The organism is Luteimonas abyssi (assembly GCF_001482195.1).
GTDB lineage: Bacteria > Pseudomonadota > Gammaproteobacteria > Xanthomonadales > Xanthomonadaceae > Luteimonas > Luteimonas abyssi.
Genome location: NZ_KQ759763.1, coordinates 3484383 through 3496666 on the forward strand (window position 1 = coordinate 3484383; position 12284 = coordinate 3496666).

The following is a 12284-nucleotide window of genomic DNA, read 5'->3' on the forward strand; positions in this document are numbered from 1 at the left end:
AACGACAGCTGCCGGCGCGGTCAGTCCGCCCCGAACAGATCCCGGCTGTAGACCTTGTCGGCGACGTCGCGCAGCTCCGCCGGAATCCGGTTGGCCACGATCACGTCGGCCTCGGCCTTGAACGCCTCCAGGTCCTTCACCACGCGCGAGCGGAAGAACGTGTCCTCGGTGAGCACCGGCTCGTACACGATCACCTCGATGCCCTTGGCCTTGATCCGCTTCATCACGCCCTGGATGCTCGATGCGCGGAAGTTGTCCGAGCCCGCCTTCATCACCAGCCGGAAGATGCCGACCACCTTCGGATTGCGGCGCACCACCGCATCGGCCACGAAATCCTTGCGGGTGCGGTTGGATTCCACGATCGCGTTGATCAGGTTCTGCGGCACGTCGCGGTAGTTGGCCAGCAGCTGCTTGGTGTCCTTGGGCAGGCAGTAGCCCCCGTAGCCGAACGACGGGTTGTTGTAGTGCGATCCCACGCGCGGATCCAGACCGACCCCCTCGATGATCTGGCGCGTGTCCAGATCCAGCGTGGCGGCATACGAATCCAGCTCGTTGAAGAACGCCACCCGCATGGCGAGGTACGTGTTGGCGAACAGCTTGATCGCCTCGGCCTCGGTCGAGGCGGTGAACAGGACTGGGATGTCCTGCTTGACCGCGCCCTGTTGCAACAGCGCCGCGAACGTTTCGCCGTCCGGCGAGCGCTCGCCCACCACGATGCGGCTGGGGTGCAGATTGTCGTACAGCGCACAGCCCTCGCGCAGGAACTCGGGCGAGAAGATCAGCTTGTCCGTTGCGTATCGGGCACGAGTGGACGCGGTGAAGCCGACCGGCACCGTCGACTTGACCACCATGACCGCGTCGGGGTTGATCGCCTGCACGTCCCGGATCACCGACTCCACCGAACTGGTGTCGAAGTAATTGCTGACCGGGTCGTAATCCGTCGGCGTGGCGATGATGACGAAGGCCGCACCCTCGTAGGCCTCGCGCTTGTCGAGGGTGGCGCGAAAATCCAGCGTCCGCTCGGCCAGGAACGTCTCGATCTCGCGATCCTCGATCGGCGACCTGCGCTCGTTGAGTAGCGCGACCTTGGTCGGATCGATGTCCAGCGCCACCACTTCGTTGTGCTGGGCGAGCAGGATCGCGTTGGAGAGGCCGACGTAACCGGTACCGGCGATGGCGATTTTCATGGAGATTCGAAGGGCTCCTGACAAAGAAAAAGCAGAGATCGACCGTGGCTGGCGCGCTCGCGCACGCCGCCGAGCCGGCATGATGCCCTATGCTGCCGCCGCGGTGGGAACGCCGGTAACCCGGCTCGATCCGCCGGGCAACCCGCCGCGGATGCATCGCGCCCATGATCCGGGCGAAGCAACGGACGGATCCCGGACTAGTACGCATTGCGACCGAAGAATCCCTTGAACGCCGTCATGGCGATGATCCGCAGGTCCAGCGCGAGCGACCAGTTCTGCAGGTAGTACAGGTCGTACTCCACGCGCCGCGCCATCTTTTCCAGGGTGTCGGTCTCGCCGCGCAGGCCGTTGACCTGCGCCCAGCCGGTGATGCCGGGCTTGACCATGTGCCGCTGCATGTAGCTCTGCACCAGTCCCTTGAACTGCTCGTTGTGGGCAAGCGCGTGCGGACGCGGGCCGACGATCGACATCGAGCCCTGCAGCACATTGAGGAACTGCGGCAATTCGTCGAGGCTGGAGCTGCGCAGGAACGCACCGAAGCGGGTGATGCGGGGGTCGCCGCGGGTCGCCTGGGTCACCCGGCCCCCGTGCTCCTGATGGACGCGCATCGAACGGAACTTCCAGACCTCGATGGGCTTGCCGCCGAGCCCGTGGCGCATCTGCCGGAACAGCACCGGGCCGGGCGAACTGAGCTTGACGCCGATGGCGATGGCCAGCAGCAACGGGGCGATCATCAGCACGATGAGCCCCGCCAGCAGGCGGTCCTGCAGCGCCTTGATCACGCGGGCATTGCCGTCGAACGGGCTCGATCGCAGGTTGAGCACCGGCAAGCCGGCCACCTGTCCGGACGAGTGATTGAGCAGTTGCAGGCCGAACAGGTCGGGGACGAACTTGATGTCGGCCGTGGCGTGCTGCAACTGGCTCAGGGCGAAGGAGATCTTGGCCTGTTCGCACATCGGCAGTGCGATCCAGACCTGGTCGATGTGCCGCGACTCCACGTAACTGCCGAGCTGCTCCAGCGTGCCCACCAGCGGTGCACCGTCGAGCTGGCAGCGATCGGCGTGGGTGGCGAACCAGCCACGCAAGTCGATCCCCATCCACGGGTTGTCGCCGATGGTGTCGACGATGCGCTGCGCATCGGGATTGGCGCCGATGACGACGGCCGTGCGGACATCCATGCCCCGCGCCCGCACCCACGCTGCAGCGCCACGCACGCCGATCCGCAACGCCACGGCCCCGAGCAGCCCGAAACAGAACCAGGCCGCGATCCAGGTCCGCGCATAGTCGCCAGCGGTCTTGAGCAGGGCGGCGTAGAGCAGCAGCAGGCCGAACAGGAGTGCCCACTGAACGCCCAGCTTGATGCATTCGGCGGCCAGGCCCTGCCCTCGCCAGCTGCGGTACAGACTGGAGCCGTTGAACACTAGCAGGGCCAGCAGCACGCTGTGCGCGATCGCACGCAGGTACTCGATGGGCAGCTCGATACCGCCGAATCGCCAGCGATACGCCAGGACGCCCGCCAGGGCGACGATGGCGATGTCCCCGCACCGCAGCGTCCACGCGAACACGGCGGTGAACTTGTTGGTGTCAGGCCAGGCCTGCCGAACTTCCTGACCCACGCTCATGTACGACATGACGGACGCTCCGGTTCACGACGCTTCCAGACCCCCCTGTCGTTCTTTCTCTGGACGGCTCCGCCCCTCCCCGCCGTGACGCGGCAGGTAGAAAAGTGACGTAACCAGTCTTGTTTTCGCAGGATACGCCAAGTTTGCGGCGCTGCAGCAAGGCGCGCTGAATTTTCGCGGCCACTTTGACGTTATGTGAGTCTTCTCACACCCCGCAGCGCGCATGGATCGCGTTTCGGCTCAATCGCCGATGCGCTGGAAGTTGTCGTAGAAGAAGGTGGTGTCGCGCTCGCCGGTCATGCCGTACAGCGAGTAGCGACGCGCCAGCCGCGCACCGCCGTCGCGGGTCAGCGGCTGCCAGGTCAGCGTGGCGCGGCTGCGTGTCGCCCGCGGCAGCATCAGATCGAAGGGGATCGAGAAGAACACCCCGTTGTCGAAGCTGCCTTCGCCGAACTGCGCCGACGACACATTGGTCTGGGTGACCCAGGCGCCCATGGTCGCGCCGTTGTCGAAGATCCGGGTGACCGCGAGGGTCGCGCCCCAGTCGCCGGCCAGATAGCGGCCGGCGCTCAGCGTGGCGAGCACCCGCGGCTGCATGTCGAGCTCGTAGTAGAGCGACACATGCCCGGTCGCCACGTCGTAATCGCGGAAGCGAAAGTCCTGCTCGAAGCCGCGCTGCCGGACCCAGTTCGCGTCGACGCCCAGCGCCCAGCGTTCGCCCACCGGACGGTAGAGCAGCTCGCCGCCGACGCCGCCGAACATCGATTCGAGCATGCCCGCGTACGCCATGCCGTAGACATCGCGCGACAACCGGCGGGTGCCGGTGAGCTGCAGGTTGGGCATCACCAGGTCGGAAGTGACCAGATAGCGGCGCATGTCGGTGCGCACGCGCGGCAGGCGACTGGGCGCGTCGTACCGGAAGTTGTCGTAGTTGTCGAGCAGGTTGTAGCTGGCGGTGCCGCTGAGCCAGAGGCTGCGGTTGAAACGCAGGCTTGCCGAATAGTTGGCGTTGATCTGGTACATGACGAAGCCGTCCGGCCCGCCCAGCACCTGCCCGTACCCGAGCCCGAAGCCGCCCTGGTAACGCTGCAACGGCGCCTCGTAGAGCACGTCGCGCGACTGCGCACCGGGCGCGGCGATCTCGGTGCCGCGCTTGAGGTGATCGAGATCGACCCGGTGGTTGGCGTAGTCGACGAAGGCGTCGCGGCGCACGCTGGCCTCGGCGATCGGCATGCCGGCGTTGGTGTGCTCCACGGTGAACCAGTCGAAGCCGTCGGGCAGCGCGTTGTCGAGCACCCGCGCACTGCGCCCCAGGCCCTGTGCGGAATAGAAATAGCGTGCCTGCTGGCCCCGGACCACCACCTCCTGCCCACGCACGGCGATGTGTTCCACCGCAAGGCCGGCCTGGTCGCGCAACTGGCCGGCCACCGCGTCCCAGTCCACGCCCGCCAGGGCCTGCATCCGGTCGCCACGCTCGGCCCGGGCCTGCTCGGCGACATCCCGGTAACCGCCACGGGAGACGAAGCCGGTGGTCCCGGCTCCGGGGCCGGGGACTGCCCCGGAGCCGCCATCGGCCGAGACGACGGCATCGCGGTCGCGGACCGGCATCGGGTCCGGATCGAGCGTCTTCGCCACCGGCCGACGCTGGGCCAGGTTGGTCCGCAGGGTCAGCGCGAACATCGCCTCGGTGCCACGCTCCCAGCCCATGCTGAACTGGATGTTCGGATTGACGGTGAACACCGCGCCCACGTTCACCGGACTGGTCCGCTCGAGTTCGCGAATGCCGCGCGGCTCGTTGCGGTAATCGTTGCCGTCGTACTCCAGCTTCACCTGCAGACGATCCCAGGGGGTCTGCCAGGCGATGCCGCCGAACATGCCGACGCGGCCACGAAACATGCTGCCGCCGTTGAACTGTCCGGCCCCGGTCACCCGGGGGCGGGTCTCGAAGCGGTCATTGATGACGCCGAGCGGATTGCCAAAGTCGCCGCGGTTACCCATGTACCCGGTGGCGAAGCCGAGACTGGCGTCGACGCTGCCGAAGCGCTTGCTGGCCACCACGTACTCGCTGGAGAACAGGCCGGTACCGCCGATGTCGCGCACACCCATGGCGACCTGCGGCATCCAGCGGCTCTCCTGCCAGAGCCGCAGCTTCATGTCGATCGACTTGTCCTTGACGTTCTGGTCGCCGCTCAGCCCCGGCGGCCCGTAGCGCGAACCGGAAATGTTGACGTAACGGAACGCGCCCTCCATCCATTCGAATGGCTGCATCGCGACCGTGTAGCGGTCGTAGGGCGTGGTATGGGACGCGGTGAAGGCGAGCTCGCCTTCGCCGGCGAACCGCGCGGTCGGCGTCTGCAACAGGCCCACTTCGCCCCAGCCGCTGCGGCTGAGGTTCTGCGCGTGCAGGCCGCCGCTGACCGCGAGCGCCAGCAGGCCGAGCACGGGCGGCCGGAGCGTCGCGGCCGTCCACTGCGCGGTCGCCCGTCGCGCCCTCGTCGTTCGCGCCCTCATCGCGCCGGCGCGTCCGGGCCGGGCAACGGTTGCGTCGCCAGGAAGGCGGCCATCGCGGCATTGACGCCGGGCGCGACATCGCGCACCGCGGCCTCCGAGATCGGCACGTACAGCACCGCGCCCGGGGCCAGCGGATAGGCAGCGCTTCGATTCCACGGCGCGGTGCCCAGACGCTCGACATGGCCGTCGGGCTGGATGGCGTAAAGCCAGTCGCGGTCGGCCTGCGCCAACGGCGGACACGTGTCGAGATAGGCGCGCGCGTCGCGCAACGCCACATGCGGCACCTCGCAGGCGGCCTCGAGCGCGCCGTCCAGTCGCACCGTGCGCGGCCGCAGCGGAAACACGAAGCGATCGCCGTCGTGCAGGGGGCGGTTCGCCGGCGGGTCCACCTCGAGCCCGCGCGGCTCCAGCATGGCCGGGACGCGGCCGGTGGCCGGCAGCGCACGGATGCGTGCGTGCAATCGCGCCAGGCCGGCGACCTCCGGGTACGCCGCCTCCAACATGCCGAGATCGTGCAGCAGGCCGGCACGCTCGCGGACCTGGGTTGCGAGCGCGGACCGGGTCAACAACGCCGCACCCAGCAGATAGGCACGGCGATCCGGCATGCCCGCCAGCACCGCATCGGCCCGGCGCGCACCCGGGGCGAAGGCGTGGGCACCCGGCTGCAGCACCGCGCCCTCGACCGTCACGTGCAACGCCGGCGCCGGCGCGGCCGGGGACTCGGCCAGCGCCGGCGGGCACGCGCCCAGCACGAGCGCCAGGACCGGCCCGCACCACCGCCGCGCGCTCATTCGCCCGCTTCCGCGCGATAGGGCTTGAGCTGGACGATCTCCAGCATCCTGCCCGGCGCCAGCATCTGCCGGCTCTTCAGCACGAAGCCGTCGTGCGGATCGGCCCAGTACTCGTTGACCGCATCCACGCCCGGCCCCCGCAACCGCTCCTGGAAGTGCAGCACCTCGCGCTCGCTGTCGAGGATCGTCACCCGCGCGGGACCCAACGGACGCAACTCGCCATGCACCGGCACGTCGTAGCGGTAGCCGCTGCGCCAGTCGTAACGCCGCGCCACCTCGACCGGTGCGTGCAGCGCGGCCAGCCGGGCGAACGGGTCGTCGCCTTCGATCCGGATCCCGGCCGCATCCGTGCTCAGGCCGTAACTGCCAGCCAGCAGGCCGTCGCGCAGATAGACGATCCGGCCATCGGCGCTGAACCACGACTCCAGGCCGCCATCGTCGACATTGCCCAGCAGCAACAGACGACCGTCGACGAGGATCTGCGCATGCGGACTGCGGGCGACCGCATCCGCTGTCGGCGGCGGCGGCGACGCGTCGCCCACGACCGCCTGGCGCACGGTCTGTATCGCGGTGATGCCGAGGCTGCCGCAACCGGCCAGCAACCAGGGCAACGCCGACACGGCCGCCCAACGGGACAGCGCGCGCAGCCGGCCGTGGCCGCGGCGGCAGTGGGCGGGCGAAGACGCGAGTGGAGACGTCATGCCGCTCAGAGATCGGTGCTGGTCCGGATCGACGTATTGATGATGCTGGAGAACGGCAGCAGCTGGGTCACGAAGCGGTTCCAGCGGGTGATGCCGGCCGCGCCCACGAACACCACGTCGCCGGGCAACAGCTCGAACTGGCTGGCGACCGCGAATGCCGACGGCGACTTCGCCTCGAGCTGGTAGACCGCCGACGGCGCCTGCGCGAGATCCTCGGTACCCCGGATCACGTAGACCGCATTGCCCTGCGCACTCGTCTGCGCCAGCCCCCGCGCCCGGCCCAGCGCCTGGCTGAGACTGATGCTGCCGGCGCGGAAGCTCTGCGCGCCGGGCAGGTTCACCTCGCCGACCACGAACACTTCTTTCTGTTCCAGGTACGGCACGTGGATGTGGTCGTTGTCCTTGAGGAACACCGGCGAGCCGGCCACACGTTCCAGGTCCAGCGTGTACGTCACCCCGTCGCGGGTGAGCCGCAGGCCCGACAGGTCCGCCTGGCTGGGGTCGAGCCCGGTCCGGCTGATCGCATCGGCCAGCGTCATCGGCACCACGGTGAGCGGCAGGGTGCTCGAATTCTCGACCGCGCCGGTCACCCAGACCCGCTGGCTCGCGTGGTCGAGCACGGAGACGTCGACCTGCGGCGATTCGATGTAGGTCGCCAGCGACGCCGCCAGCCGTTCGCGCAATTCCACCGGCGTCTTGCCGGCGGCCTCGACGACGCCGATGTAGGGATAGAACAACGTGCCGTCGGCCTGGACCACGCGGCCGGCCGCGTTCATCTGCTGCTGCGAACCGGCGGGCACCGTGAGTTCGGGGTGTTCCCACACGGTGATGTAGAGCACGTCGCCGGCACCGATCCGGTAGACCGGCGGCCGGTACTCGGTCAACACGCCCGGGACCGGCAGGTCCTGTTCGCGGGCGGCCGCATCCATGGCAATGAGCCGAGGCGTGATCGCGATGAGTTCGATCCGTCCGTCGTCGCTGATCGTGCCTGCGCCGGACGAAGGGGCCGACGCACGCATGTGCTGGCCGGGCGACCACACGCAGGCAGACAGGCCCAAGGCCACGACCGCCGAGGCGGCGGCAAGCGAAACTAAACGGGACATCCCGGACTCCGCGAAAACGTAGGACGTACCCAATACCCACGGCAAACCCCGCCCGGGACGGCCGGGCAGGGTCCGATCGAACGGACTGGGACGACAGGTCCGCACCCGCTCCCCACGGCGGGCACGGCGCGCTGGATGGGTCAGTTGGACCCGGTGGTACCTGTAGTGCCAGTCGTACCTGTAGTGCCGGTCGTGCCCGTGGTCCCGGTCGTACCGGTGGTGCCGTCGGCATCCTCGCCGCCGCCGACCATCAGGGCCGCACCCGCGGCGACACCAGCACCGACGCCAGCACCTGTGCCATCCGCCGCGGGCTGGGCGTTGCCGATCGCCTGTGCGGTACCGGCGGGAATGCCGGCCTGGCTGGGCGCGACGGCGGGTTCGGCCTGCGCCGGGTTCTGGGCCGGTTGCGCCTGGGAGGCGGTCTGGGCGAATGCGAGGGGGGTGAGGACGAACGCCGCGACAGCGGCGACGCCGACGAACAGAGGAACGGAAATCTTCATGGGGGATCTCCACATACGGGTGGGGGGGCCGAGCATGCGGGGTTGCAGCCCAGATACGCTGCATTGCACCAAGGGCCTTTCGAAGCTAGGGGATGGCGCGCACGGCAGTCAAGGCGCGCGACGTGAGCGCGGTATCAAAAACGCCAAGACGTCCACATCGATTCAAGTGCGGTTGCGGAGAAATTTGCGCCCCGTCCCAGCACGGCCGGTCCACCCGCGCGGCAGGGTCGCGACGTGGATGCGTTCGGTTATGCTGCACCGCACACAGGAGGGATCCGGAATCGCTAGCTCTGTCCAGACGAGCCTCGCTACGCGTGGCCAAAGGGAGTCGGGTGTTCCACAGGATCTTGTTCGTCTGCGTCGGCAATGTCTGTCGCAGCCCCACCGCGGCCGCGCTTCTGCAGCGGCGCCTGGAACGTGACGATCCGGACATCGGATCCGCCGGCCTGCATGCGCTGGTGGGACAGCCGATCGATCCGACCGCACACGACGTGCTGCGCGCGCATGGCGGCGACGCCGACGCGCACCGCGCGCGGCAGCTCGACCGCGCGTTGCTGGCCGCTTCGGATCTGATCCTCGTCATGGAGCGCAGCCATGCCGAAGGCATCGTGCGTCCCTATCCCGAGGTCAGCGGCCGGACGTTCCTGCTCGGCAAGTGGCGCGGCGATCTCGAAATTCCCGACCCGTACCGGCAACGACGCGAGGCGTTCGAACACGTCTACGGCCTGATCGACGACTGCGTGAGCACCTGGTTGCCCTACCTGCGCGCACCCTCTTCCGGCGCCACGCGCCCCCCGCGAGCGAACGCCACCCCATGATGACCAAGGAAGCCGCCGACGCCCCCCTGCGCAGCGACGAGATCGATCTGCGCGAATTGCTCGGGGTCCTGATCGATCGCAAGTGGCTCATCGCCGGTATCACCGCCGCGTTCCTGGTGTTGGCAGCCGTCTACGTCATGGTCGCCACGCCCATCTACCGCGCCAACACCATCGTGCAGGTGGAGGCGCGGATTCCGTCGCTCCCCGGCATGCCCGACCTGGCCGAGATCGGTGTGGGCGGCGCCAGCACCACCGCCACCACCGAGATCGCCCTGATCACCTCGCGCACGGTGATCGGCAACGCCGCCGAGGCGCTGGGACTGGACGTGACCGTCGAGCCGCACAGGCTGCCGCTGCTGGGCGATCTGCTCGCCCGCCGCTTCCGGCCGGCCACGCCCGGCGACGTCGCCGCCCCCCGCTTCGGCCTCAGCCGCTACGGCTGGGGCGGCGAGCGGTTGGAGATCTTCCAGCTCGAGGTGCCGGACGCCCTGGTCGGCCGTGAGCTGACCCTGATCGCCGGCGCCGACGGCACCTATGGTCTCTACGACGAAGACCGCCTGCTGCTCAACGGCCGCGTCGGCGAGACCGCACGCGAGGGCGAGACGATGCTCGCGGTCGAAACCCTGCATGCCCATCCGGGCACGCGCTTCAGCGTGCGCAAGCGCAGCCGGCTGGCGGTGATCGCGCCGCTGCAAGGCCAGGTGAACGTGGTCGAGATGGGCCGCGCCTCCGGCATCCTGCAGTTGCTCTACGAACACGAGGACCCGGGATTCGCGCAGACCTTCCTGCAGCACGTGGCCGACGCCTACGTGCGCCAGAACGTGGAACGCAACTCGGCGCAGGCCTCCTCGCAGCTGGAGTTCGTACGCGAACAGCTGCCGGGCGTGCGCCGCCAGGTGGACGCCGCACAGGACGCGCTCAACGCCTACCAGACCAGCGCCAATTCGGTCGACATCAACATGCAGACCAAGGGGCTGCTCGACCAGGAAGTCGCGGTGGAGAGCTCGATCCAGCAGCTGCGGTTGAGGCAGGTGGAGATGGATCGCAGCTTCACCCGCGCGCATCCCGCCTATCGTGCGCTGCTGCGCCAGATCGACGAACTCGAAGCGCGCAAGCAGGGGTTCCAGCGCCAGGTCGGCGAACTGCCCGACACCCAGCAGGAACTGCTGCGACTGACCCGCGACCTGCGCGTGAGCGATGCGCTGTACACAGAACTGCTCAACCAGGCGCAGCAGCTCGACGTCGCCCGCGCCGGCACCGTCGGCAACGTCCGCGTGATCGACCCGGCCGTGGTCGGCTCGACGCCGGTCAAGCCGCGCAAAGCGCTGATCCTGCTCATCGCCACCGCATTCGGCGGCTTCATCGCCGTCGGCGTCGTGTTCCTGCAGCGCATCCTCAATCCCGGCATCGAGGATCCGGCGCAGATCGAGGAGCTCGGCCTGCCGGTGTACGCGGCGATCCCGCTCAGCGACGCCAAGGATCTGGCCGAACTGCGCAAGCAACGGCGCGGCGACGGCCGCCAGCACCTGCTGGCGCTCAACAACCCGGCCGACCTCGCGGTGGAAGCGCTGCGCAGCCTGCGCACCAGCCTGCACTTCGCGATGCTCGACGCCAAGAACAACATCCTCACCGTCTGCGGTTCGCGGCCCGAGGTCGGCAAGACCTTCGTGACCGCCAACCTGGCCGCGGCGATCGCCCAGGCCGACCAGCGCGTGCTGGTGATCGACGGCGATCTGCGCAAGGGCGCATTGCACAAGCTGCTCGGCGTGTCGCCGACCGATGGCCTGTCCGACGTGCTGGCCGGCAAGATCGCCGCCGACGACGCCATCCACGCCCTGTCCGGCCTGGAGAACCTGCATTACCTGGTGCGCGGCGCCACCCCGCCGAACCCATCGGAACTGCTGATGCACCCCCGCTTCACCAAACTGCTAGAGACGTTGGCGCCTCGATACGACCTGGTGGTGATCGATACCCCGCCGATCCTCGCGGTGACCGATGCCGGCATCGTCGCCCGCCATGCCGGCACCAATCTGCTGGTCACCCGCTTCGGCATGAACCAGCCCAAGGAAGTGCAGCTGACCATGAAGCGCTTCGAGCAGAACGGCGTGCACCTCAAGGGCGCGATCTTCAACGCGGTGGAGCGACGCTCGGCGGGCTACCACAGTTACGGCTACTACGAGTACACATCGAGCACGGGCTGACCCGCACCGGACGGCCAAACACGACCCACGGGCGGGGTGTTTCCCGACAGCACGGATCGCATGCGGGCCGCACGCTGCGGTCATGACCGACTCGAAGGCCACCCGATACCGGGACCTCCTCCGGCACGCCGCTCAGTGGTTGTTTCCCGCGCGATGTCCGGTCTGCCGGGAAGCGGTGGCCGCCGACAGCGGCCTGTGTCCAGCCTGCACCGCGCGCCTGCCCTGGCAGGGACCGGCCTGCAGGTCCTGCGCGCTGCCGTTGCCGAGCGCCGGCGTCGATCTCTGTTGCGGCGCCTGTCGGCGACGGCCGCCGCCCCTCGAGCGGATCCACGCCGCCTTCGCTTACGGCTTTCCCATCGACCGGTTGCTGCCACGTTTCAAATTCCATCGCGATCTCGCCTGCGGGCGGCTGCTGGCGGACTGGATGGCGGCCGCGTGCGCCGATGCGCCGCGGCCCGAGGCGCTCGTACCGGTTCCGCTGCATGCCAACCGCCTGCGCACTCGCGGCTACGACCAGGCGCTGGAACTGGCCAAGCCCCTGGCGCGACGGCTGGATGTCCCGCTGCGAACCGATCTGCTGCGTCGCCTGCGCGACACCCGCGCGCAATCGGCGCTCGATCGTGCGCATCGACGGGGCAATCTCCGCGGCGCGTTCGTGGCGGTCGCCAGCGCACACATGCCGGGACACGTGGCGCTGGTCGACGATGTCATGACCACCGGGGCCACGCTGCATGCCGCCGCGCATGCGCTGCGCCGCGCCGGCGTCGGGCGTGTGGATGCCTGGCTGTGCGCCCGGGTGCCCTGATCGACGGCCCGACACGCCCGTCGCCTCGCATCGCGTCGCGTGCGC

Annotated in this window: 10 protein-coding genes; 3 read left to right on the forward strand and 7 right to left on the reverse strand. The window is 68.9% G+C overall.

Translation table 11 applies throughout. From position 1 onward, the window contains the following. Window positions 1–20: 20 nt before the first annotated feature. The 7 genes from RG19_RS15020 to RG19_RS15050 all read right to left on the reverse strand — a co-directional run bounded on the left by RG19_RS15020 (window position 21) and on the right by RG19_RS15050 (window position 8415). On the reverse strand, window positions 21–1187 hold the full coding sequence (locus RG19_RS15020; protein ID WP_058835983.1) for a nucleotide sugar dehydrogenase: 1167 nt from the start codon (window positions 1185–1187) through the stop codon (window positions 21–23). Between the two features lie 197 nt (window positions 1188–1384). Continuing rightward, window positions 1385–2818 carry an undecaprenyl-phosphate glucose phosphotransferase gene (locus tag RG19_RS15025; protein ID WP_058835984.1) on the reverse strand — a complete coding sequence of 478 codons (1434 nt, stop codon included), beginning with the start codon at window positions 2816–2818 and terminating at the stop codon, window positions 1385–1387. Window positions 2819–3049: 231 nt separating this feature from the next. Next, complete coding sequence (locus RG19_RS15030; RefSeq protein ID WP_058835985.1) at window positions 3050–5251, reverse strand: YjbH domain-containing protein; 2202 nt, start codon at window positions 5249–5251, stop codon at window positions 3050–3052. 65 nt (window positions 5252–5316) lie between these two features. Then, the gene (locus RG19_RS15035; protein WP_058835986.1) at window positions 5317–6111 is read right to left on the reverse strand and encodes a capsule biosynthesis GfcC family protein; all 795 of its coding nucleotides are present in this window, start codon (window positions 6109–6111) and stop codon (window positions 5317–5319) included. Continuing rightward, entirely contained in the window at window positions 6108–6812 is a 705-nt protein-coding gene (locus RG19_RS15040; RefSeq protein WP_058835987.1) for a YjbF family lipoprotein, read from the reverse strand. The genes RG19_RS15035 and RG19_RS15040 overlap by 4 nt, the downstream gene beginning before the upstream one ends. A gap of 5 nt (window positions 6813–6817) precedes the next feature. Then, window positions 6818–7915 (reverse strand): polysaccharide biosynthesis/export family protein, encoded by a 1098-nt coding sequence (locus RG19_RS15045; protein ID WP_058835988.1) that lies wholly within the window; start codon window positions 7913–7915, stop codon window positions 6818–6820. 140 nt (window positions 7916–8055) lie between these two features. After that, window positions 8056–8415, reverse strand: a complete 360-nt coding sequence (locus tag RG19_RS15050; protein ID WP_058835989.1) for a hypothetical protein — start codon at window positions 8413–8415, stop codon at window positions 8056–8058. Window positions 8416–8747: 332 nt separating this feature from the next. On the opposite strand from RG19_RS15050, the gene RG19_RS15055 reads away from it, so the two are divergent. The 3 genes from RG19_RS15055 to RG19_RS15065 all read left to right on the forward strand — a co-directional run bounded on the left by RG19_RS15055 (window position 8748) and on the right by RG19_RS15065 (window position 12239). Next, the gene (locus tag RG19_RS15055) at window positions 8748–9233 is read left to right on the forward strand and encodes a low molecular weight protein-tyrosine-phosphatase (protein WP_058836657.1); all 486 of its coding nucleotides are present in this window, start codon (window positions 8748–8750) and stop codon (window positions 9231–9233) included. After that, on the forward strand, window positions 9233–11434 hold the full coding sequence (locus tag RG19_RS15060) for a polysaccharide biosynthesis tyrosine autokinase (protein WP_058836658.1): 2202 nt from the start codon (window positions 9233–9235) through the stop codon (window positions 11432–11434). The genes RG19_RS15055 and RG19_RS15060 overlap by 1 nt, the downstream gene beginning before the upstream one ends. Window positions 11435–11516: 82 nt before the next feature. Then, window positions 11517–12239 (forward strand): ComF family protein, encoded by a 723-nt coding sequence (locus RG19_RS15065; RefSeq protein ID WP_058835990.1) that lies wholly within the window; start codon window positions 11517–11519, stop codon window positions 12237–12239. The last annotated feature ends 45 nt before the right edge of the window (window positions 12240–12284 follow it).